This window comes from Kitasatospora sp. NPDC057542 (genome assembly GCF_042801945.1).
Lineage (GTDB): Bacteria > Actinomycetota > Actinomycetes > Streptomycetales > Streptomycetaceae > Kitasatospora.
Genome location: NZ_JBHVFE010000115.1, coordinates 1 through 21,711, shown reverse-complemented (window position 1 = coordinate 21,711; position 21,711 = coordinate 1). Strand labels below are relative to the sequence as shown.

Annotated in this window: 18 protein-coding genes; 12 read left to right on the top strand and 6 right to left on the bottom strand. The window is 74.0% G+C overall.

Going from position 1 to position 21,711, the window contains the following annotated elements:
• Positions 1-45: 45 nt before the first annotated feature.
• Entirely contained in the window at positions 46-1,173 is a 1,128-nt protein-coding gene (locus ACFU7Y_RS17165) for an esterase family protein (RefSeq protein WP_224277649.1), read from the bottom strand.
• Positions 1,174-1,489: 316 nt separating this feature from the next.
• Between ACFU7Y_RS17165 and ACFU7Y_RS17160 the strand changes: the two genes are divergently transcribed.
• The 7 genes from ACFU7Y_RS17160 (at position 1,490) to ACFU7Y_RS17130 (ending at position 9,303) form a co-directional block, all read left to right on the top strand.
• On the top strand, positions 1,490-2,503 hold the full coding sequence (locus tag ACFU7Y_RS17160) for a sugar ABC transporter substrate-binding protein (RefSeq protein ID WP_374119937.1): 1,014 nt from the start codon (positions 1,490-1,492) through the stop codon (positions 2,501-2,503).
• On the top strand, positions 2,500-3,546 hold the full coding sequence (locus tag ACFU7Y_RS17155) for an ABC transporter permease (RefSeq protein WP_380768554.1): 1,047 nt from the start codon (positions 2,500-2,502) through the stop codon (positions 3,544-3,546). The genes ACFU7Y_RS17160 and ACFU7Y_RS17155 overlap by 4 nt, the downstream gene beginning before the upstream one ends.
• Before the next feature lie 130 nt (positions 3,547-3,676).
• Positions 3,677-4,522: an ATP-binding cassette domain-containing protein gene (locus tag ACFU7Y_RS17150; RefSeq protein ID WP_224277644.1), complete on the top strand. Its 846-nt coding sequence runs from the start codon at positions 3,677-3,679 to the stop codon at positions 4,520-4,522.
• The gene (locus tag ACFU7Y_RS17145; RefSeq protein ID WP_374119935.1) at positions 4,519-5,625 is read left to right on the top strand and encodes an ROK family glucokinase; all 1,107 of its coding nucleotides are present in this window, start codon (positions 4,519-4,521) and stop codon (positions 5,623-5,625) included. The genes ACFU7Y_RS17150 and ACFU7Y_RS17145 overlap by 4 nt, the downstream gene beginning before the upstream one ends.
• Before the next feature lie 214 nt (positions 5,626-5,839).
• A complete protein-coding gene (gene ggt / locus ACFU7Y_RS17140) occupies positions 5,840-7,630 on the top strand; it encodes a gamma-glutamyltransferase (protein WP_380768551.1) in 1,791 nt (596 codons plus the stop codon).
• A 102-nt stretch (positions 7,631-7,732) separates the two neighbouring features.
• Positions 7,733-8,536 (top strand): exodeoxyribonuclease III, encoded by an 804-nt coding sequence (locus ACFU7Y_RS17135; RefSeq protein WP_224284536.1) that lies wholly within the window; start codon positions 7,733-7,735, stop codon positions 8,534-8,536.
• A gap of 167 nt (positions 8,537-8,703) precedes the next feature.
• A complete protein-coding gene (locus ACFU7Y_RS17130; RefSeq protein ID WP_380768549.1) occupies positions 8,704-9,303 on the top strand; it encodes a hypothetical protein in 600 nt (199 codons plus the stop codon).
• Between the two features lie 78 nt (positions 9,304-9,381).
• On the opposite strand, the gene ACFU7Y_RS17125 is transcribed toward ACFU7Y_RS17130, so the two are convergent.
• Positions 9,382-10,101, bottom strand: a complete 720-nt coding sequence (locus ACFU7Y_RS17125) for a lysoplasmalogenase (RefSeq protein ID WP_380768548.1) — start codon at positions 10,099-10,101, stop codon at positions 9,382-9,384.
• A gap of 225 nt (positions 10,102-10,326) precedes the next feature.
• On the opposite strand from ACFU7Y_RS17125, the gene ACFU7Y_RS17120 reads away from it, so the two are divergent.
• The gene (locus ACFU7Y_RS17120) at positions 10,327-12,060 is read left to right on the top strand and encodes a DUF2398 family protein (protein ID WP_380768546.1); all 1,734 of its coding nucleotides are present in this window, start codon (positions 10,327-10,329) and stop codon (positions 12,058-12,060) included.
• A 175-nt stretch (positions 12,061-12,235) separates the two neighbouring features.
• Here ACFU7Y_RS17120 and ACFU7Y_RS17115 read toward each other — a convergent pair whose 3' ends face one another.
• Both ACFU7Y_RS17115 and ACFU7Y_RS17110 read right to left on the bottom strand, forming a co-directional pair.
• Positions 12,236-12,415: a hypothetical protein gene (locus ACFU7Y_RS17115; RefSeq protein ID WP_224285234.1), complete on the bottom strand. Its 180-nt coding sequence runs from the start codon at positions 12,413-12,415 to the stop codon at positions 12,236-12,238.
• Between the two features lie 212 nt (positions 12,416-12,627).
• Positions 12,628-13,254, bottom strand: a complete 627-nt coding sequence (locus ACFU7Y_RS17110; protein WP_380768545.1) for a MerR family transcriptional regulator — start codon at positions 13,252-13,254, stop codon at positions 12,628-12,630.
• A 169-nt stretch (positions 13,255-13,423) separates the two neighbouring features.
• On the opposite strand from ACFU7Y_RS17110, the gene ACFU7Y_RS17105 reads away from it, so the two are divergent.
• A complete protein-coding gene (locus ACFU7Y_RS17105; protein ID WP_380768543.1) occupies positions 13,424-14,665 on the top strand; it encodes a sulfite oxidase in 1,242 nt (413 codons plus the stop codon).
• 27 nt (positions 14,666-14,692) lie between these two features.
• Here ACFU7Y_RS17105 and ACFU7Y_RS17100 read toward each other — a convergent pair whose 3' ends face one another.
• Both ACFU7Y_RS17100 and ACFU7Y_RS17095 read right to left on the bottom strand, forming a co-directional pair.
• Positions 14,693-15,343 carry a TetR/AcrR family transcriptional regulator gene (locus tag ACFU7Y_RS17100; protein ID WP_224285151.1) on the bottom strand — a complete coding sequence of 217 codons (651 nt, stop codon included), beginning with the start codon at positions 15,341-15,343 and terminating at the stop codon, positions 14,693-14,695.
• Positions 15,344-15,443: 100 nt separating this feature from the next.
• Entirely contained in the window at positions 15,444-16,352 is a 909-nt protein-coding gene (locus ACFU7Y_RS17095) for an acyl-CoA thioesterase II (RefSeq protein ID WP_308020322.1), read from the bottom strand.
• A gap of 125 nt (positions 16,353-16,477) precedes the next feature.
• Between ACFU7Y_RS17095 and ACFU7Y_RS17090 the strand changes: the two genes are divergently transcribed.
• The 3 genes from ACFU7Y_RS17090 (at position 16,478) to ACFU7Y_RS17080 (ending at position 21,654) form a co-directional block, all read left to right on the top strand.
• Positions 16,478-17,872 carry an SWIM zinc finger family protein gene (locus ACFU7Y_RS17090; RefSeq protein WP_380768541.1) on the top strand — a complete coding sequence of 465 codons (1,395 nt, stop codon included), beginning with the start codon at positions 16,478-16,480 and terminating at the stop codon, positions 17,870-17,872.
• A complete protein-coding gene (locus ACFU7Y_RS17085; protein ID WP_380768539.1) occupies positions 17,869-20,574 on the top strand; it encodes a DUF6493 family protein in 2,706 nt (901 codons plus the stop codon). Before ACFU7Y_RS17090 ends, ACFU7Y_RS17085 begins: the two co-directional genes overlap by 4 nt.
• Before the next feature lie 126 nt (positions 20,575-20,700).
• Positions 20,701-21,654 (top strand): DUF389 domain-containing protein, encoded by a 954-nt coding sequence (locus ACFU7Y_RS17080; protein WP_224283726.1) that lies wholly within the window; start codon positions 20,701-20,703, stop codon positions 21,652-21,654.
• The last annotated feature ends 57 nt before the right edge of the window (positions 21,655-21,711 follow it).

Here is a 21,711-nt window from a genome sequence, read left to right as displayed (position 1 = left end):
TGGTCGCGGCGGGCCCTGGTCGTACGGTCCGCTACTGCCGGTCCGCTACTGCACCGGGATGACCGAGGTCAGCCACTCGAAGGCGCCCGGGACCATCTTCTTCCACTGCTCGGTGGTGTGCGGGCCGGAGCCCTCCTCAACCTGGACGGTGGTCGGGGCCTTGGCGGTGGCGCGGATCGCCTCGCCGTCCTCGTAGCCGTCGCCCTTGGAGCCGCTGACCAGCAGGGCGACCTTCGGCGGCTGCGGGGCGGTCTTCAGGATGTTGACCGGGTTGTTGGCCTCGCGCAGCTTGGCGTCCTTGCCGACCAGGGAGTCCGGCTCACGGGCCGGGTCGTTGTAGCCGGACATCGCGATGGCGGCCCGGTACCGGTTGGGGTGGGACAGCGACAGCTTGGCGGCGCAGTGCGCGCCGGCCGAGTAGCCGGCGATCGCCCAGCGGTCCGCGGACGGGTCGGCGCGGAAGTTGTCCAGCACCATCTGCGGGACGTCGCGGGTGACCCAGGCGTCGGCGTTGACCTTGCCGGCGATGTCGGTGCAGCCCGCGTCCTGGTTGTTCAGCAGCTTGGTGCGGGGCGAGACCAGGATGAACGGCGCGACCTTGCCCTGCTGCATCAGCGGTTTGAGCTGCTCGGAGACCTTGAGGGTGCCGTACCAGGTGGAGGAGGAGCCGGGGTAGCCCGGGATCAGCTCGACCACGGGGAACTTCTTGTCCTTGAACGCCGGGTCGTTGTACTGCGGCGGCAGCCAGACCAGCACCTCGCCGTCGACCCCGGACACCTGTCCCTTGAGCTCGGTCTTCTGTACGTCGCCCGGGACGAGCGGGTCGTTCACGCCGCCGAAGCTCTGCTTGACCTTCGGCGGCTCCTTGGCGGCGTCATTGCTCTGGCCCGGAACGGCGGCCGGGTCGATCGGCGCCACCTTGGGCACCGCGCGGACGTGGTCGCCGGTGCCCAGCAGGTCGTCCCAGTTGCCGTAGATCAGGTTGGCGTTGTTGACCATCACGAAGACCATCAGGACGGCCGTGACCTGACAGAACATGATCATGATGATCCGGGTGAGATAGCGAACCGGCTGCGGGCCGCCGACCTTCCCCCAGAACAGCAGCGCCACCGCGATGGACACCGGCACCAGGATGACGGTGAGGAGGAAGAATGGCGTACCTGTCAGTTCCATCGAGTTCTCGTATCCGGGTCGCACGCCGCCCGGGCCCCACTCGCCCGAACGCACGTCAATGGCATTGGACGGCGATGGACCGGTGATCGGTTGCCGTCCGAATCTGTGCGGAACCTGAGAGGAACATCACGTTCTTGTGATGAACCCCTTCGGATCGGCGCCTAGTCTGCCACCCGGACGGACGTCGTCCGGACGGGCTGCTCAGCGAACTACCAGGAACGGTCCCCCGGGGCACCTTACCTCCCAGGCCGTGCGCGCTGCTGGGCGAGGCGGTGCGATCCCGCGCGACCGGGGCAGGGAGACTATGGGGATGAGCATCACCCGCTTTCGCCCGTCCCGCCGCTTCTGGCCCGTGTGTGCCCTCCTGGCACTCGCGGTCACCGCGGCCGGTTGCAGCAGTACCGGAGGAAGACGCGCCGAGGAGGCCCGCGCCAAGGCCGCGGCCACCGGCGGCAGCGCCGTCACCACCCCGCGCTGGAAGGTCGCCATGGTGACCCACGCCGGAGCCGGCGACGCCTTCTGGGACACTGTGCGCAAGGGCGCCGAGCAGGCCGCCGCCAAGGACAACATCACCTTCCTGTACTCCAACGACGCGCAGACCCAGAACCAGGTCCAGCTCGTCCAGGCCGCCATCGACCAGAAGGTCGACGGCCTGCTGGTCACCCTCGCCAAGGGCGACGCCATGGCCGACGTCCTCGGCAAGGCCAAGGCCGCCGGCATCCCCGTGATCACCATCAACTCCGGCCAGGAGTACTCGCAGAAGTTCGGCGCGCTCACCCACATCGGCCAGGACGAGGCCACCGCCGGCCAGGCGGCCGGCACCGAGCTGGCCTCGCGCGGCCGCAAGAACGTGCTCTGCGTGATCCACGAGCAGGGCAACGTCGGCCAGGAGCAGCGCTGCTCCGGCGCCCGGTCCAAGGCCGGCGGCTCCTTCCAGGTGCTCTACGTCAACGGCGTCGACATGCCCGACGCCCGCGCCGCGATCTCCGCCAAGCTCCAGGCCGACCCGGCCATCGACACCGTGCTCACCCTCTCCGGCCCGATGGCCGCCACCGGCCTCCAGGCCGTCCAGGACTCCCACCGCAGCGTCGAGCTGGACACCTTCGACCTGGGCACGCAGGTGGTGTCCGGACTCAAGTCCGGCAGCGTCGGATTCGCCGTCGACCAGCAGCCCTACCTCCAGGGCTACACCGGCGTCGACCTGCTCTGGCTGTACAAGTACAACCTGAACATGCTCGGCGGCGGCAAGCCCGTCGAGACCGGCCCGCAGATCCTGACCAAGGACAACGCCGACGCGCTCGCCGAGTACGTCGCGAGGGGGACCAGGTGAGCACCCCCGACCTCCTCGCCCAGGACGGCCTGGTCGACGGGCGCCCTGCGGCCCTGCGGCGGCTCCTCGCCCGTCCCGAGCTGGGCTCGCTGATCGCCGCCGTCGCGGTCTTCGTGGTCTTCGCCGTGGTCGCCGAACCCTTCCTGCGGGTCTCCTCGCTGGGCACCGTGCTGTACGCGGCCTCCACCATCGGGATCATGGCGGTGCCGGTCTCGCTGCTGATGATCGGCGGCGAGTTCGACCTCTCGGCCGGCGTGCTGGTCACCACCGCCGCGCTGACCTCCTCGATGGTCTCGTACCAGTTCACCGCGGTGACCTGGGTCGGCGTGCTGGTCTCGCTGGCGACGACGCTGGCCGTCGGCTGGTTCAACGGATGGATGCTCGGCCGCACCAGGCTGCCCAGCTTCATCGTCACGCTCGGCACCTTCCTGATGCTGACCGGCGCGAACCTGGGCGTCACCAAGGCGATCTCCGGCACCGTCTCCACCAAACCGATCTCCGACATGGAGGGCTTCGCCTCCTGCCGCTGGCTGTTCGCCTCCGAGGTGACCGTCGGCGGGCTGGCGATCAAGGCCACCGTCTGGTGGTGGCTCGGCCTGCTCGTGGTCGGCAGCTGGGTGCTGCTGCGCACCCGCTTCGGCAACTGGATCTTCGCGGTCGGCGGCGACGCGGCCGCGGCCCGCGCGGTCGGCGTGCCGGTCGCCCGGACCAAGACCGTGCTCTACCTGGGCGTCGGCTTCGGCGCCTGGGTGCTCGGCCAGCACCTGCTGTTCTCCTTCGACACCGTGCAGTCCGGCGAGGGTGTCGGCAACGAGCTGATCTACATCGTCGCGGCCGTCATCGGTGGCTGCCTGATCACCGGCGGCTACGGCTCGGTGGTCGGTTCCGCGCTCGGTGCGCTGATCTTCGGCATGGCCAGCAAGGGGATCATCTACGCCCAGTGGAACCCGGACTGGTTCAAGTTCTTCCTCGGCGCGATGCTGCTGCTGGCCGCGCTGCTGAACGCCTACGTCAAGCGCCGGGCCGAACGGGGGCCGCGATGAGCGAGCGGAGCAGGAGGGTACCCGCCCCCAGCCTGGCGGCCGGGAGGTGCCCCCAGGTCGGAGGCCGGGAGAGAATCATGAAGAGGTACGCGTGGGCGGACGCCCCTGCCGGGCGGAGCGAGGTGGGCGCATGAGTACCGGGGTTCCGACCGGCGACGAACTGCTCTCCCTCGACGGCGTCGGCAAGAGCTACGGCACCGTCCGGGCGCTCCAGGACGTCTCGCTGACCCTGCGGGCCGGCGAGATCAGCTGCGTGCTCGGTGACAACGGGGCCGGCAAGTCCACCCTGATCAAGATCATCGCGGGGCTGCACCAGCACGACGAGGGCCGCTACACCGTGGAGGGCGAGGAGGTCCGCCTCGACTCCCCGCGCCAGGCCCTCGACCGCGGCATCGCCACCGTCTACCAGGACCTCGCGGTCGTCCCGCTGATGCCGGTCTGGCGCAACTTCTTCCTCGGTTCCGAGCAGGGCATGCGCCGTTGGGGCGGCCTGCGGCTGGACGCCGACGGGATGCGCGCCACCACGCGTGAGGCGCTCGCCCGGATGGGCATCGACCTGCACGACGTCGACCGGCCGATCGGCACCCTCTCCGGCGGGCAGCGCCAGTGCGTGGCGATCGCCCGCGCGGTGCACTTCGGCGCCAAGGTGCTGATCCTGGACGAGCCCACCGCCGCGCTCGGCGTCAAGCAGTCCGGGGTGGTGCTCAAGTACGTCACCGCCGCCCGCGACGCCGGGCTCGGGGTCGTGCTGATCACCCACAACCCGCATCACGCGTACCTGGTCGGCGACCACTTCACCCTGCTCAAGCGGGGCCGGATGGCGGGCAGCCACCCGCGTGCCGAGATCAGTCTCGAACAGCTCACCACCGAGATGGCCGGCGGCTCCGACCTCGCCGAGCTCTCGCACGAGCTGGCCCGACCCTCCGTTTCCGACCCCAGTGGTTCCGACCCCCGTGAGGAGCGTCCGCAGCCGTGACCAGCTCCCAGGGCAGCACCCGCCCGCCCGTCCTGCCCACCCTGCTCGGCCTCGGCCCGCGCGCCGAGCGCCGCCGCCGCGCCCTGCCCGCCGGGATACTGCGACTGCCCACCATCGGCGTCGACATCGGCGGCACCAAGGTGGTCGCCGGGGTGGTGGACGGTGAGGGCAAGGTGCTGGAGAAGCTGCGTACGGACACGCCGCACAAGAGCAAGAGCCCCACGGTGGTCGAGGACGTCATCGTCGAGCTGGTGCTCCAGCTCGCCGACCGGCACGACGTCCATGCCGTCGGGATCGGCGCGGCCGGCTGGGTCGACGCCGACCGCTCCAACGTGTTGTTCGCCCCGCACCTCAACTGGCGCAACGAGCCGCTCCAGCAGGCGCTCAGCGAGCGGCTGCGGTTCCCGGTGATCGTGGAGAACGACGCCAACGCGGCGGCCTGGGCCGAGTGGCGCTTCGGCGCCGGGCGCGGCGAGGACCACATGGTGATGCTCACCCTGGGCACCGGCATCGGCGGCGCGGTGGTCCGGGACGGCTACGTGGACCGCGGCAAGTACGGCCTGGCAGGCGAGTTCGGGCACATGCAGGTGCTGCCCGGCGGCCACCGCTGTCCGTGCGGCAACCGGGGCTGCTGGGAGCAGTACTCCTCCGGCAACGCGCTGGTGCGCGACGCGCGCGAGCTGGTCGCCGAGGAGTCCCCGGTGGTGCAGCCGTTGCTGGCCCGGGCGGGCGGCGTGGTCGAGGGCATCACCGGCCCGCTGGTCACCGAGGCCGCCCAGGACGGCGACCCGACCGCGACCGAGCTGCTCTACGAGGTCGGCACCTGGCTCGGCGTCGGCATCGCCAACCTGGCCGCCGCGCTGGACCCGGGCCGCTTCGTGATCGGCGGCGGGGTCTCGGAGGCGGGCGACCTGCTGCTCGGGCCGGCCCGGGACACCTTCCGCCGCACCCTCACCGGGCGCGGCTTCCGCCCGGAGGCCACCATCGTGCACGCCGCCCTCGGCAACGAGGCCGGCCTCGTCGGCGCCGCCGACCTCGCCCGGCAGGTGGCGCGGCGCTTCCGGACGATCAAGCGGCGGCGGGTGGAGCGCAGCGCGCTGTAGCGGCGCCGGCGGACGGATTTCAGCGAACAGGATTCAGCCGACAGATTTCAGATAACAGATTTCGTCTTCTGTTATCTGAAATCCGTCGGCTGTCTGCTGTGCCCACACCCTCTGCCGCCCCGTCAACTACCGATTGGTAGCGGCACGGTGTGGTTGTCGGATGATGCCTCCTGTGGAACAACTGATGAGTTGACGTCGACTCAGGAGGACTCGGATGAGGGCTCTGACCCGTCTCGCGCCGTCGCTGTTACTCACCACCGCCCTGGTCTGGTCCGGCGTCGGGCCGGCCGGCGCCGCGGCCCCGCCGTCGAAGGTTCCGGAGGCGGTGGGCTGGGGCGGGGCGGTGGCCAGCGTCGACGCCGACGCCACCGCTGCCGGGATAGAGGTGCTGCGCAAGGGCGGCAATGCGGTGGACGCGGCCGTCGCCGCCGCCGCGGCCCTCGGGGTCACCGAGCCGTACTCCTCCGGCATCGGTGGCGGCGGGTACTTCGTCTACTACGACCACGCCACCGGCCGGGTTCACACCATCGACGGCCGCGAGACCGCCGGCCGCACCGCCGACACCGGCCTGTTCCTGGAGGACGGCAAACCGCTGGCCTTCGCCGACGCCGTCACCAGCGGTCTGTCCGTCGGAGTCCCCGGCACCCCCGCCACCTGGGACGCCGCGTTGCGCCACTGGGGCACCCGCTCGCTCGCCCAGAACCTCGAACCGGCCGAGCGGATCGCCGACAACGGCTTCGTCGTGGACGGCACCTTCCACACCCAGACCGCCGACAACTACGCCCGGTTCAAGGACTTCCCGGCCACCGCCGAGCTCTACCTGCCGAACGGCAAGCCCCCCGAGGTCGGCAGCGTGCTGCGCAACCCCGACCTCGCCGCCACCTACCGGCTGCTCGCCAAGGACAGCGTCAAGGCGTTCTACCAGGGCGAGTTGGCCGGGGACATCGTCAACACCGTGCAGCACCCGCCGGTCGACCCGGCCTCCGGCCGCAACGCCCGCCCCGGCAAGGTCGACACCACCGACCTCGCCGCCTACCGGGTCCGCGACCAGGCGCCCACCCACGTCTCGCACGGTGCCTACGACGTCTACACGATGGCCCCCTCCAGCTCCGGCGGCACCACCGTCGGCGAGGCGCTCAACATCCTGGAGGACGGCGGCGACGTCTCGACCTACAGCAGCACCCAGTACTACCACCACTTCCTGGAGGCCTCCCGGATCTCCTTCGCCGACCGCAACCGCTGGGTCGGCGACCCGGCCTTCAGCGACGTCCCCACCAGGCAGCTGCTCTCCGAGCGCTACGCCGCCTCCCGGGCCTGCCTGATCAGCCCGGACCGCGCGCTCACCAGCCCGCTCGCCCCCGGCGACCCGCGCCACCCGGTTCCCTGCGCCGACACCGGCCAGGCCGGCGCCGAGCCGTACGAGGGCCCCAACACCACCCACCTGACGGTCGCCGACCGCTGGGGCAACATCGTCTCCTACACGCTCTCCATCGAGCAGACCGGCGGCAGCGGCATCATCGTCCCCGGCCGGGGCTTCCTGCTCAACAACGAGCTGACCGACTTCGACTTCACCCCGCTCGCCCCCGGCGTCCCCGACCCCAACCTGCCGGGCCCGGGCAAGCGGCCGCGCTCCTCGATGTCCCCGACGATCGTGCTGCGCGACGGCGAACCGCTGCTCGCCACCGGCAGCCCCGGCGGCGCGACCATCATCACCACCACCCTCCAGGTGCTGCTCGGGCGGCTCGACCGGGGGCTGAGCCTGGAGCAGGCGATCGCCGCGCCGCGCGCCAGCCAGCGCAACAGCGCCTCCACCCAGGCCGAGCCCGCCTTCCTGGCACTGCCCGAGCGGGCCGCGCTGGAGGGCATCGGGCACAGCTTCGTCAACGGCGGCGAGATAGGCGCCGCCACCGGCGTGGAACGGCTGCCGGACGGGCGCTGGGTGGCCGCCGCCGAACCGGTGCGGCGCGGCGGCGGCTCGGCCGCGGTGGTCCGGCCCGCGCGCTGATCGGGCCGGCCTGTCAGTGCCGGGCGGTATGTTCGGGGTGGGTCCCCCTCGCGAGGGGCGGCCCACCCCGTCCGTACCGAACCACCGGGAAGGCCGCCCGCCGTGACCGTCCGCATCGCCACCTGGAACATCAACTCCGTCACCGCGCGGCTGCCCAAGCTCCTGGAGTGGTTGGAGAGCGCGAAGCCCGACGTGCTCTGCCTCCAGGAGCTCAAGTGCGCGGCCGACGCCTTCCCGTACGAGGCGGTCCGCGAGCTCGGCTACGAGACGGCCGCGCACGGCAACGGCCGCTGGAACGGCGTCGCGATCGTCTCCCGGCTCGGCCTGGACGACGTCGTGCGCGGCCTGCCCGGCCAGCCCGGCTACCTCGCGGACGGCGCCCTGCTGCCCGAGGTCGAGCCGCGCGCCATCGCCGCCACCTGCGGCCCGGTCCGGGTCTGGTCGGTCTACGTGCCCAACGGCCGCGAGGTCGGCCACGCGCACTACCAGTACAAGCTGGAGTGGCTGGAGGCGCTGCGCAAGGCCGCCACCGAGGACGCCGCCGGCTCCCGACCGTTCGCCGTCCTCGGGGACTTCAACATCGCCCCGACCGACGAGGACGTCTTCGACGCCGCCGCCTTCGAGGGTCTCACCCACGTCACCCCGGTCGAGCGCGCCGCCCTGACGGCCCTCGGCGAGATCGGCCTCCAGGACGTGCTGCCCCGCCCGCTCAAGTACGACCGCCCCTACACCTACTGGGACTACCGTCAGCTGGCCTTCCCCAAGAACCGGGGCATGCGGATCGACCTCACCTACGCCAACAAGCCCTTCGCCGACGCCGTCACCGACAGCTACGTGGACCGCGAGGCCCGCAAGGGCAAGGGCACCTCGGACCACGCGCCGGTCGTGGTGGATCTCGACCTGTGAGCCGCACGGCGGGCTTCACGCTGGGTGGCGAGCCGTAACCCGAACGGTCGTGAGCGCTGGCCGAGCACGGGGCGGGTTCCTACGGTCGGTGAATGACCGGGTGCAGTTGATCGACCACGTGGACATGGGAGTCCCTGGCTGTGCCCGAGAATCCCGGAGGTTCCGGCATGCGCTCCATGCGTACGGCAGCCGCCGCCCTGATCGGGGCGACGGCGCTGACCGGTCTGACCGCCCCCCTCGCATCCGCCAGGGAGGGTGCGGCCTCGGTCAGCCCGTCCCGTGCCGCACCGGGTCAGACCGTGACGGTCACGGTCTCGTGCGAGAAGTCGGACAAGCCCGAGGCCAAGACCATCACCGCGCGCTCCGACGCCTTCGAGGGCGGTCCGGTGACCCTCACCCTGGGCCCCGACGGCAAGCACAGCGGCTCCGCCCGGCTGACAGGCCGGCACACCGGGGACAGCAAGGTCGACGGCACCTGCCCGGACGGCGGTGCGTTCGCCACCAACGTCGCGGTCGCCGGCACCTCCGACGGGAGCCTTGGCAAGAGCCCCGACAAGAGCCTCGGCGAGTGGGGCGAGGCCGCGGGGGAGTGGGCCGGCTCGCTCGGGCAGTCCGGCGTCGGCAGCCGGCAGATCGCCCCGCACGGCTCCGTACAGACCGGCCTCGGCGGCTCGGTCGCGGCGAACCCGGCGGAGCTGGCCGGCGGCCTCGCGCTGGTCGTGGGCGGTGTCGGCGGCTTCTGGCTGCTGCGGAGGCGCGGTGCCTGACGGCCTCGCCCCCGCGCGCCCCTGTGCGCCCTGTGCGACGCCGCTGGAATCCGACGGGACCGGCGGCGCGGCGGTGTGTCAGGCGGTCCGCGGCTCGGTGCCCTCGTGGTGGAGCCGGTCCTGGTGCCGGAGGGTGCCGTCGGCCAGCAGGTACTGGGCCAGCACGTAGGTCGCCATGATCCAGAACTGATGGCCCGGCAGTTCCCGCCACTTCGCCAGCTGGGTGGCGATCAGCGTGTCGGAGAGCAGGAACAGTGCCCCGCCCAGCCCGGTCCGCCAGCCCAGCCCGGCCGAGGTGACGGCCGTCGAGGCGAGCAGCAGGCTGTAGCCGGCCACCGGGACCCGCAGGTCCCCGAGGTCCGGCCAGAGCTGCCCGACCAGGGCCACCCAGGCCGTCGCGTACGCGGCCGCGACGACCAGGGCCCGGCGGCGGTCGGTGAGCGCACCGCGCTTGACGAACATCGTCACGTAGCAGACGTGCGCCGCCGCGAAGGAGCCCATGCCCGCGAGGAACGCGGGGTCGTTCTTCAGCTGGAGCAGCACGTCCCCGCCCGCGCTCAGCAGCAGCGCCGGCGCCAGCAGCTTCGGCGCCTCCCGCCCGGCCTTCCTGGCCGCCGCCACGCTGTGCGCGGCCAGCAGCGGCATCAGGGTCGGCTTGGTGGCGTTCTGGAGCACCGAGGCTCCGGAGGCGATCGCGCCCAGGTGCGCCGCCGAGGTGGCCGCGAAGCCGCCCAGCAGGGCGGTGGCCGAGCGCACCCGCGCCCCGAGGCCGACGCGGGCGGTGGTACGGACAGTCATGCGTGCGCCTCTCGGTGATCCGCTGCTTCGGACCGACCCTAGAGGAGTCGAACCGGCGGCGGAAGGGCGGGTTACCGGTGCGTAACCCCGGTGGGGCGCGGCGGATGACGGGGTGGCCGGCCGGCGGAGCGCGGGCGCCCGCTTCGCGGGCTCTTGTGGAGAGTTCCTCAGGAGGGCGGTTGCTGCCCTCGGGTGACCCGGGCACCGTCTAGTCTGGACCCCGACATGGATCAGCAGGACTACGCGGTCGGCGCCACCCGGGTGGCCGCCGGCAGGCCGGACGGACGCAAGGGCGGGGCAGGGCGGGGAACCGCCGCCGCCGTCCTCGCCGTACGCGGAGCCGGTCCCGCTGACAGGAAACCCGGGGCGGCTGCGGGGAGTGGTGCCGACGACTCGCAGGCGCCGGACCGTCCGGCCGTCGACGTGATGCTCTCGCCCGACCCGGGGCTGCTGCGCCTGGCCCACTGGTTCGCCGTCGCCGCCCCCGGCACCGCCGACGACCTCTGTACCGCCTCCTTCGGCCTCTACCCCGCGCGCCACCTCGGCGCCATCGCCGATCCCGCCGCCGATCCCGGCGTCAGCTGGTGGCACGGCCCCACCGCGCACTCCGCCACGCCCGTACGCCCCCGTGAGGACCGCACCGAGGGCGGCCTGCGCCGCGCCCGGCGCGACGACGCCGCACTGCCCGTCGTCCGGTCAGGTGCCAAGCCGGGCGGGCCGGGTCGGCACCGCAGGCCCGAGCGCACGCGGGTGACGCCGCTCCCCGTGGTCGCGCAGGATCGTTCGGGCGAGGAGCTCCCGGCCGCCGAACGCCGGATCGCCGCACGGCTGTTGCTCGCCCACCCGCTGGTCACCGCCTCCGGCCCGCACGCCGACGGCTTCCCGCTGATCCGCCGTCACCGCGACTGGCTCGCCGAGCGCTTCGACACCCTGCTCGGCTACCGCCTCGTGGTCGGCCCCTGGCACGCCAGGCTCTGCAAGGCCGGCCTCGGCCCCGGCGCCGCCCGCCGCCTCGAACACCCCGTCACGGGCGAGCCGTTCACCCCGGGTGGGTACGCCCAACTCGCCCTCGCACTGGCCCTGTTGGTCGACGCCCCGGAGGAGCTGGGCTACCGGCGGCTGCTGGACGCGATGGGTGCCGCCGCTCCCGAACTCACCGCCGAACCGGACGACCTCGCCATGGCGCTGGCTGCGCTGGCCGGCTGGCAGGTGCTCGGCGAGCTGCCGGCCGACCCGGCCGACGACTCCTTCGTGCTGACCGTGGACCGCGAACTCGCCCGTGCCGTCCCGGCCGGTCCGCCCGCCCTCGCCGACGACGCCGCGGACCTGATCCGCCGCGCCGCCGAGGCCGAGCCTGCCACCGCCGTCCGCCGCCTGCTCGCCGAGACGCCCGCCGTCCTGGCCGTCGACCTCCCCGAGGAGCGCCGCGCCTGGTTGCAGGAGCACCGGCTCAGCGGCCCGGCGGCGCTCGCCGAGTTCCTCGGCCTGGAGGCCGAACTGCGGGCCGAGGGCGTCGCCCTGCTCGACCCGGCCGCCGAACTCACCGACCTCGCCCTCCCCGGCGCCGGCACCCTCGCCCAGGCCGCCCTGCTGCTGGTCGAGCGCCTGGTCGAGGAGGTCCGCCCGCTGCCCGGCGAGACGGTGGCCGGTGACGTTCCGATCCCGGACGCGCTGATAGACGGCGTCCTCGGCGACATCGCGGACGAGTACGGTCTGCCCGCCCGCTACCTCGCCGACCGCACCGCCCTGCGGCGCGACGCCCTCGACCTGCTGCACCGTCTGGCCCTGATCGCCCCCACCCACCATCCCACCCGCCCCCCGGCCTGGCGCCTTCGCCCGCCGGCCGCCCGCTACGCCCCGGCCCCCGACCTCCAGCCCAGCCCTGGCCGGGGCCGCCACTCCCGCCCCGGCCCGCTGATCCCGCCCCCGGCCGGCCCCCGCACGGAGCAGCGGGCGTAGCCGGGGCCGTGCCGCGTGCCGGGCGGTCCGGGCGACGCGCCAGGCGGGGGACGCCCGCCCGTGTCGAGAACACGGGCGGCCGCGCGAGCGGGCGGTGTCCGGCCCGCCGCCCCGGGGCGGGAAGCAAGAAGCACCGGGTCCGGGGTGGGGACCGCGGTGCTGGGTGGGGCGGGTGTTACTTGCTGGCGGAGGCGCTGGCGACGGGGCCGTGTTCGACGGTTTCCACGGTGGCGCCGACACCCAGGGTGCCGAGGGCGATGGAGGCGAGGACGGCGGTGACGGCGAGCAGCCGGCGGTGCCGTTGGGGCAGGGGGAAGCGCGGTTCCTGGTAGGGCGCCTGAGGGCTGGCGTTCATGACAGGAAGGTTTCCAGGGCGGTGTGAACGGTCGGTACGCGCGGGTGAAGTCCGGACGGGGGTTGGGCGTCGGTTGGCCGCGTACGCCCACCCGTCGCCGGACGGGACGTATGCGCTGGTCAGGGGCGCGTGTCCGCCTCGCCCACGGTGGCCCCGACGGCATCCCGCAGGCCGCGCGGCGGGTGGGGTAGGGAGGGCGGCGCCGGGTCCCGTCAGGCCGCGTGCTCCTCGCCGTAGTCGTGTCCGGAGTCGTGCGCGGTGGCGAGGTAGTGGGAGAGCGCCCGGCGGCTGTGGGTGAGGTCCTCGATCCGGGAGTCCAGGTCGGCGAGTTCGTCGCGCAGGATCGCGAGCAGCTGCGGGCAGGCCTCCAGGACGGGGACGGGACCGGTGGCGCAGGGCAGCAGCACGGCGATGATCCGGGTGCTCAGGCCGGCCGCGAGCAGGCTGCGGATCTGCCACACCCGTACGGAGTCCTCCTTGCCGTACTCGCGGTAGCCGGCCGCGGTGCGGTCCGGCCGGAGCAGGCCCTGCTCCTCGTAGTAGCGGAGCAGACGGGTGGACACCCCGGTCAGGCGGGAGAGTTCTCCGATGCGCATGACCGGGCGAACGCCGCCGTCCGCCGGGGTGTTCCCGATGGGGGCTCTGCTCGTGAGGAACTCCGGCAGCACGTCGCGCGGTTCGGGCAGCGCCTCGACCACCGGAAAGTGCCCGCCGGCGAGTTCGGCCAGGCGCGTCGGTGGCGCCTTCGGCCGCCGGCCGGCGCTGCCGCCGGCGCCGTGGGCGAGCAGCAGCCCCGGGCCCGAGCCCTGGACGATCCGGGCGAGTGGGATGGCTGACACGGCAGCTCCGCTGCGGGCTGGTTTTCGCCGACAGCGGGAACGGTAGGAGTACACACCGGTGAGAAGGTCAAGCCGGGGGAGCGGAACTCCGTCCGGGGCGGCCTTCGGGCCCCGGCCGTGGTCGCGCGCACCGCGAACCGCCCACGCTGAAACGGAAGGAACGCCGTTCATGGACGACGAGGTCCGCATTCCGGACGAAGGAACCCCGGCGCCGGATGCCCCGGCGCCCGACGCCCCGGCGCCCGACGCCCCGCCGCCCGATCCGGGCCGGGCGGCGGCCGGGGAGGCGCCCGGGCCCGTGCCCGGGATCGTCAAACCGCTGCCCGCCGAGTGGTTCGTGCCCCGGGGCACCAACGCCGAGACGCGCTGGGACGCCTTCCGCGACGCCGACGGCGATCCCGTCATCGGCCGCCACGTGCCGGTGGAGCGGTTCTTCGTCCGCAACCACACCAGCACCCCGCTGATCGACCCCGACACGTGGCGGCTCAAGCTGTTCGGCAGCGGCCTGCGCGGCGCCCCGACGGCCGAGCGCCCGGTCGAGTTCGGCCTGGACGACCTGCGGGAGCTGCCGTCCACCCGGATCAGCGCGCTGATCGAGTGCGCCGGCAACGGCCGCAGCTTCTACCGCAGCCAGCAGGGCCAGCCCGTCCCGGGCACGCCGTGGACGCTCGGTGGCGTCGGCTCGGCGAGCTGGCGGGGCGTCCGGCTGGCCGAGGTGCTGCGGGCCGCCGGGCTGACCGGGGCGGCGGTGGACGTGCTGCCCGCCGGCCTGGACCCGGACTACGTCGTCGGCGGCACCAACTACGGTCCGGTGCGCCGCCCGCTGCCGATCGCCAAGGCGCTGGACGACGTGCTGCTCGCGTACGAGATGAACGGCGAGCCGCTGACGCCGGACCACGGTGCCCCGGCCCGGCTGGTGGTGCCCGGCTGGGTGGGCATCGCCTCGATCAAGTGGGTGGGCGGCGTGGAGGTCGCCGACCATCCGCTGTACTCGCCGTGGAACACCGACTTCTACCGGATGTTCGGACCGGACCACCCGCCCGGCGGCGGCGACCCGCTCACCACCCAGGTGGTCAAGAGCGCCTTTGAGCTGGCCGCGGGTGCGCGGCTCGCGGCGGGCCGCGAGCACCGGCTGCACGGGCGCTCGTGGTCCGGATCGGCGGCGGTGCGCCGGGTCGAGGTGAGCACGGACGGCGGCCGGACCTGGCGGCGCGCCGAACTGCGCGACGAGCCGCAGGCCGACGGCTGGACGCGCTGGAGCGTCGCCTGGCGCCCCGAGCGGCCCGGGCCGTACGAGCTGCGCGCCCGCGCGACGGACGACCGGGGCGACACCCAGCCCGAGCGGGCCGTGTTCAACCGGGAGGGCTACCTGTTCGGTGCGGTGGTGGCCCACCCGGTGACGGTGGTCTGAGCCGCGGGCCGGCGAGCCGACGCGCGCTCAGCCGGTGGAATGGGCCTCGTACGGGGCCGGGTACCGCGTCTCGTACGGGGTCAGCACCAGCCGCACCACGTCCTCCAGTCGCCGCCGGGCGTCCCCGAGCGTGGTGCGGCCGGTCACCCAGGCGGTCAGCTCGCCCTGCCAGGCGTGGGCGACGATGTGCCGCACCAGGTCGCTCGCGGCGGCCGGCACCTCGGCCGTCACCGCTTGCAGGGCGGTGCTGTCGGCCCGGGCCATGCCTTGCAGGGCTTCGCTGGCGAACGGATCGGTGGAGGCGGCCACGGCCACCCGCAGCCGGGCGAGTTCCGGCTGCCGCTGGTAGGCCCGCATCCCGCCCCGGACGAACCGGACCGCCCGGTCGGTGGCACCCAGCCCGGCCCTCGGCCCGCGCAGCTCGGCCACCAGGTCGGCCAGCAGCAGGCGATGCCACTCGGCGATCGCCGCCGCCAGGAGGTGGTCCTTGGAGGAGAAGTAGCGGTACGCCGTCCCCAGGGCGACTCCGGACCGCTCGCAGACCTGCTTCATCTGCATCCGCTCGACGCCGATCTCGTTCACCAGGGCGAGCGCGGCCGCGATCAGGCTTTCGCGGCGTTCGAGCTGACGCGGAGACATCGCCTCCACCGGCCGTGGTGACAGGTCAACCTTGGTCACCCGCACCATGATACGGGCCGGGGCCGCTCAGGAGTATGACGCCGTTCGGCCCCCTTCCGTTCGTCCGGAGGTCACCGGGGGCGGCCCGGAGCCGGGCCGGCTAGCCGAGCTTGCGGATCAGAGCCTCCTGGGCGGCCGAGGCGACCAGTCGGCCGTCCAGGTCGTAGAACTCCCCGAGCGTCAGGCCCCGGCCGTCCGAGGAGGTCGGGCTGCGCTGGGCGAACAGCAGCCACTCGTCGGCCCGGAACGGGCGGTGGAACCACAGCGCGTGGTCCAGCGAGGCCAGCAGCAGCCGGGGCGGCTCGGGGCGATGGAAGAAGTTCGGCTGCTCGTTCAGCCCGGCGGTGGAGGCCAGGGTGAGGTCGGACAGGTAGGTGAGCGCACAGGCGTGCAGCAGTGGGTCGTGGGCCGGGAGCGGCGTGGCGGTGCGCATCCAGACGAACTGCTGCGGCATCCCGGGGACGGTCGGCGGGACGTCCGGGGAGTCCGGCAGCGCGAAGCGCAGTTCGATGTCGCGGAAACAGCCCGAGTTCCGCACCGCCTCGCGCAGTTCCCTGGGCCAGCGGGAGAGGGCGTCGGGCAGGGACTCCGGGGTGGGCGACGAGGGCATGCCGCGGTGGCGCTCGTCGGTCGGCTCGGGACGCTTGAAGGAGGCGGTGAGGCTGAAGATCTCCTGCCGGTCCTGTACTGCCCGGACCCGGCGGGCGGCGTAGGTGGCGCCCTCGCGGAGTCGCTCGACCTCGTACGTGACCGGTCGGGTCGGGTCGCAGGGCAGGAGGAAGTAGCTGTGCAGCGAGTGCACCGCGCGCTGCCCTTCGCAGGTGCGTCCGGCGGCGACGAGCGCCTGGGCGGCGACGTGGCCGCCGAAGGCGCGCATGGGGGAGCCTTCGTGGCAGTAGCCCAGGAACGTGTTCTCGTTCAGTTGCTCGATCTCCAGCAGCCCGGCGAATGAGGCGGCCCGGTCGGGCTCCTGTTCGGTCGGGATCCGCTGTTCAGTCAGGTCGGTCACGGGCCAATAGTGGCAGAAGCCAACCGTGTGGCGATATGACCTGGGTAACGCCCGGCGCGATAGAACGCGTTTCATTTGGATGCCGGTTCGATGGATTGTCAGATCCCTCACCTAGCGTGCTCGACATGACGCAATCCGCACACGCGTACGGCTATCTGCGCCCGTCGGCCGTCCTGGACGGCGCCGAGGGCCGGCGCCTCGACCTGGCCACCTCCGGCGGCGCCACCCCGCTCGGCGCCGCCGCCAACCCGCGCTTCTTCGCGGGCTTCCTGGCCGATCCGGCGCCGGCCGCCGCGGCACTGCTCGCGGTCGCGGACGTCGCCGCCGCGCGCTACCACCAGCCGCAGCTGCGCGCCTCGCTCGACCCGGTGGTGACGGCCAACGGGGACCGGCTGCGCTTCGAGTCCTTCTCGGGGTGCTGCGGCGTCTACGCCCGGCTCGACGTGCTCCAGGCCGGGCTCGACGGGGACGAGATCGGCCACGGCACCACCAACGTGGACGTCAACAACCCGCTGCGCGAGGCGCTGACCAGGATCGGCCCGGCCGACCCGCTGCACCTCGCGGTCGGGCCGGACGCGCTGGAGGTCACCAGCTTCGACGGCCCGCTGGTCGAGAAGAAGGTCCCGCTGCCGGAGCGGTGGCTGCGCGGCTTCGCCGAGACCCAGGTGGTCGCTGCCGGCTTCGAGCTGCGCGCCGAGCTGCCCGCCGCCGAGGCGGTCCGGTTCCTGCGCTCGCTGCCGCGGGCCGGGCGCGGAGGGCGGGCCGGTGTCGGCTGGGTCGTCCCGGCCGGGAAGACGCTGCGGCCCACCACCCGGCCGGTGCCGGGCGCGGTCTGCCTGCCCGGGCCCGAGCGGCTGGTGGCGCTCCAGCGGGTGATGCGGCACGCGCTCGCCCTGCGGGTGTACGGGCCGGTGGCGGCGGGGGAGCCGACCGCCTCGGCCTGGGAGGCGGTGCTGCCCGGAATGCGGCTGACCCTGACGCTGTCGCCGAACGCCTCCCGGGGCTTCTCCGGCGAGGGCGGGGTGCTCGACTCGCTCGCCACCCAGACGGCCGAGCGGGACGCCGAGCTGATCGCGGTGCTGCTCGCCTGGGAGCCCCGGATCGAGGTCGGGGACCTCGCCGCGCAGTCCGGGCTGAGCCCCGAGCGGGTCCGTGCCGCGCTCACCCGGCTGGGCACCGCCGGGCAGATCGGCTACGACACCGCCGAGGCCGCCTACTTCCACCGGCAGCTCCCGTACGACGCCGGGCGGGCCGAGGCGGCCAACCCGCGGCTGCGGGCCGCCCGGGCGCTGGCCGATGCGGGCGCGGTACGGCTGGAGGAGGGCGGGGCGACGGCCGTCGTCACGGTGGACGACCACATCCAGAGGGTGCGGACGGACGAGTCGGGGCGGCTGAGCTGCACCTGCCTGTGGTGGGGCAAGTACCGGGGCGGACGCGGGCCGTGCAAGCACGCGCTGGCGGTGGGGATGGTGCGGGAGTCGGCCGCCGGGGCGACGGAGGCGAAGGGGGCCGGAGCGTGACCACAACGGCTGCCGACCGGCAGGGGCCGGTCGGCGAACTGTTGACGGCCGTCCGGTCCGGACGGCTGGCGCGGATACCGGAGCTGCTGGCCGCCCTGGACGCGGCCCAGCGACGGGCCTGCCTGCCCGCCCTCAAGGAGCTTCGCAAGGAGCTGCGCCAGGACTGGTCGCGGGAGAGGGCCGAGATCAGCGCCAGGCTGCTGGTGGCCGGGGTCGGCTGCCACGCCGGCCCGGCCGGCGCCGCCACCTGGCTGGCCGGCAGTGACTTCAGCTCCCGGAACTGGGCCCGGAACTCGGTGCTGCACCAGGTCGTCGAGGCACAGCCGGTGGAGTGGCAGGTCGAGGTGGTCACCCGGCTCGCCGCCCGACCGGTGCGCTCCTGGGGTTCGTCGATGTACCCGGTGATGGAGGCCGTGGTCCGGCGCACCGGCTGCGAGGTGCCGCGCGGCGAGGCCTTCGTCCGGGGCTGGATGGACCGCACCAACGACCTGGGCGGCGCGCGTCCCACGCTGGCCGAGAAGCTGCGCGAGGACGCCTTCACCCCGGTGCTGGTGCCCGAGCTGTTCGAACTCGCGGACATCGGCTGGCCGCTGACGTTCCGGCTCAGCCCGCGCCCCGGCGACGTCTGGACGGAGGCGATCGGCGAACTGGTGGCGGCCGGCGTGGTGGACCGGACCGAGGTGCTCGACTGCTGCCTGGCCCGGCTGCTGCGCGGCGGCAAGCCGGCCGACCAGCGGGCGTTCCTGGAGGTGCTGCGGGCGCTCGACCCGACGCCCGAGGAGTACGCGGCCCGGGTGCGCGACGTGGTGGCGCTGCTGGACGGCCCGTCGGTGCTCGCCGGGCACGCCCAGGCGGTGCTCGCCGGGCTGGACGAGGCCGGGCTGATCGAGCCCGAGGTGCTCACCGAGGCCTCGGCGGTCGTGCTGTTCCGGAGCGAGAAGAAGCTGGTCCGCGCCCAGCTGGCCTGGCTGGAGAGGGCCGCCCGGCGCGCGCCCGAGCGCTCCGGCCCGGTGGTGCTGGCTGCGGCCGAGGCCTTCGGGCACCCGGACGCGGCCCTCCAGGAACGGGCGCTGAACGTGGTGGCCCGCCACCTGAAGGCGGCGGGGGAGGCGGTGGTGGCGGAGCTGCGGGTCGCCGCCGAGACGCTGAACCCGGTCCACCACCAGCGCGCGGGCGAGCTCTTCGGCGCGCCGGTCGGCGGTGACGAGGACGACCCGGACACCGGGTGGAACGAACTCCTCCCGCCGGCCCCCGAACCGCGTCCGCTCGGCGCGCCGATCGGCTCGGCGGCCGAGCTCGCGGAGGAGCTGTCCGCCCTGCTGGCCTCGCGCGAGCCCGGTGTGGCGGCCTTCGAGCGGGTGCTGTACGGGCTGGTCCGGCTGACCCACCTGGACCGGAAGGCCCTGGCCGAGGCGGTGGAGCCGGTCCGCCGGGTGCACCCGTGGCGCGGCACCGGCAGCTGGGGGGACTGCACCCCCCGGGACATCCTCTACGTGGTGGCCGCGGTGGCCGGCGAGACGCCGCCGTGGAAACTGTGGGACTACCTCGCCAAGGGCCGCTCCCCGCTGCGCGGCGCGGGCACCACCGTGCACGGGGCCGTGCTCGCCGTCCGGCTGGAGGAGGCGGCCTGGCAGGTTCTCCAGGCCCGGCTGCCGTACCTGCTGGCCACCCCGACCGACGCCACCGGCGCCCTGGACGCGGCCGTCCTGGTCGAGCGGATCGCCGGGTACGAGGCGGCGGACGTCACGCCGGGGAAGGCCGACCTGTCCCAGGCCCTGTTGCGGGTCGGCCCGGCCACCGACGAGACGGTGCTGAAGGCCGCCGACGCGCTCACCTCCCCGGCCGGGCGCCGGCTGGCGCACTGGCTGCACACCGGCGGCCTGCCCGGGCAGCCCTCCGAGCGGGTGCTGTTCGCGCCCGGCAGGGGGCTGCGGCGCGCCAACGTGTACGGGGACCGCTGGTGGGAGGAGATCGAGCGGATCGCCGTCGCCCAGCCGGGCATCGGCGCCGGGCCGAAGGGGCCGGACGGCGAGCGGCTCACGGCCGAGCTGCGGGCGCTGCTGGACGGCACCGAGCCCAGCGTGGCCCGGGCCCGCAAGGTGTACGACTGGAGCCGGCGGGCCGTCGACCACTGGTTCGCGATGCTCCCCTGGCACCGGGAGGAGCTGGCCGCGCGCTGGCTCGACCCCTTCGCCGAGTGCGCCGACCGGGACGAGCGCGGCGCCGCCCGCTACCTGCCGCTGCTCGCCGAGGCCGGCGGTCCGGCCGGGCTCGCGCTGCACCTGGCGCTGGCGTACGGCCTGGGCGCCCGGCACACCGAGGACCGGACGGCTGCGGTGGACGCCCTGTTGGTGCTCGCCGCGCGCGGCGACCTGGACGGCGCGCTGCTCGGCCGCGAGCTGGGCGCCCTGGTGGCCTGCGGCACGGTGATGGCCGGCCGGCTGGGGGCGGCGCTCACCATGGCGGCGGAGACCGGCGCCCGGGGGACGGTCTGGTCGGTGCTCGGGCCGGCGCTGCCGGGCCTGCTGGGGGCCGACCTGTCGATGCGCGGGCTGGGCGACCTGATCGCGCTGGCCACCGACTGCGCCCGGCGCACCGGCGCCCGCGGACCGGTCGCCGAGGTGACGGCGGTGGCCGAGCGCGGCGGCTCGGGCCGGGTGGTCAAGGAGGCCCGGGCGCTGCGGGACGTCCTCGCGGTCTGAGGGGCGGGCGGCGGGCCCGCAGCGCGGGGGCGGGGGCGGGGGGCGGGGCCGGCTCGGCGCGGGCCTAGGGCGGGCGCGGGCCTAGGGTGGGCGGGACTCCCGTCCGCCCTACCCGCCGGAGCGCCCGTGCTGCACCTTCGTCTGATCGTCCCGCCCGACCTCCGGAACGCCGTGCTGGACTGCCTGGACGAGGTCGTGGGCGTGACGCACGTCATCCTGCTTCCGGACGCGGCCGTCCGGCCCACCGGGGACGTGGTGCTCTGCGACGTGGCCCGCGAGGCGGCGGACGAGGTCCTGGGCGCGTTGCGCGGGACGGGGCTGGCCGAGCGCGGCGCGATCGACGTCTCGCCGGTCGAGCTGACCCTCTCGGCGGCGGCCGACGAGGCCGAGCGGCTGGCCCCCGGGGAGGGGGCCGACGCGCTGGTGTGGGAGTCGGTCTCCGAGATCACCCACGAGGAATCGACCCTCACCTGGGTGTTCCTGGCCTTCCTCACCGTCGCCACCATGCTCGCGGCCTGTGGCGCGGTGCTGGACAGCGCGATTCTGGTGGTCGGCGCGATGGCCGTCGGGCCGGAGTTCGGGCCGCTGGCCGGGCTCTGCGTGGCGGTCGTCCAGCGACGGCTGCGCCCGGCACTGCGCTCGCTGAACGCGCTGGCGACGGGCTTCGTGGTGGCGATGGCGCTGACCGTCTGCTTCGCGGTGCTGATGGACGGTCTCGGGTTGTTCACCGAGGCGAAGTTCGACGCGGTGCGGCCGAACACCTCCTTCATCTGGCAGCCCGACGCGACCTCCTTCGTGGTCGCCTTCCTGGCGGGCATCGCGGGGCTGCTCTCGCTCACCTCCTCGAAGGCCGGAACCCTGGTCGGGGTGGCGATCTCGGTGACCACCGTCCCTGCCGCGGCCAACGCGGCCGTCGCCCTCGGCTACGGTGACGTCAAGCAGTTCTGGGGCTCCAGCGTCCAGCTGCTGCTGAACCTGCTGGGGATCGTGCTGGCCGGGGTGCTGACCCTGCTCGTCCAGCAGGGGGCGTGGGCGTGGATCCGGCGTCGGCGGGCGGTGCCGGCGGAGGCGAACAAGTGACGGCTTTCGGCTGACAACTTTCAGGCGACAACATTCAGCGAACAGATTTTGAAACTG

Coding starts and splice junctions, on each gene's coding strand:
- ACFU7Y_RS17090 (WP_380768541.1), top strand. CDS start 16,478: ATGACGCAATCCGCACACGCGTACGGCTATCTGCGCCCGTCGGCCGTC.
- ACFU7Y_RS17150 (WP_224277644.1), top strand. CDS start 3,677: ATGAGTACCGGGGTTCCGACCGGCGACGAACTGCTCTCCCTCGACGGC.
- ACFU7Y_RS17125 (WP_380768548.1), bottom strand. CDS start 10,101: ATGACTGTCCGTACCACCGCCCGCGTCGGCCTCGGGGCGCGGGTGCGC.
- ACFU7Y_RS17130 (WP_380768549.1), top strand. CDS start 8,704: ATGCGCTCCATGCGTACGGCAGCCGCCGCCCTGATCGGGGCGACGGCG.
- ACFU7Y_RS17115 (WP_224285234.1), bottom strand. CDS start 12,415: ATGAACGCCAGCCCTCAGGCGCCCTACCAGGAACCGCGCTTCCCCCTG.
- ACFU7Y_RS17165 (WP_224277649.1), bottom strand. CDS start 1,173: ATGGAACTGACAGGTACGCCATTCTTCCTCCTCACCGTCATCCTGGTG.
- ggt (WP_380768551.1), top strand. CDS start 5,840: ATGAGGGCTCTGACCCGTCTCGCGCCGTCGCTGTTACTCACCACCGCC.
- ACFU7Y_RS17105 (WP_380768543.1), top strand. CDS start 13,424: ATGGACGACGAGGTCCGCATTCCGGACGAAGGAACCCCGGCGCCGGAT.
- ACFU7Y_RS17120 (WP_380768546.1), top strand. CDS start 10,327: ATGGATCAGCAGGACTACGCGGTCGGCGCCACCCGGGTGGCCGCCGGC.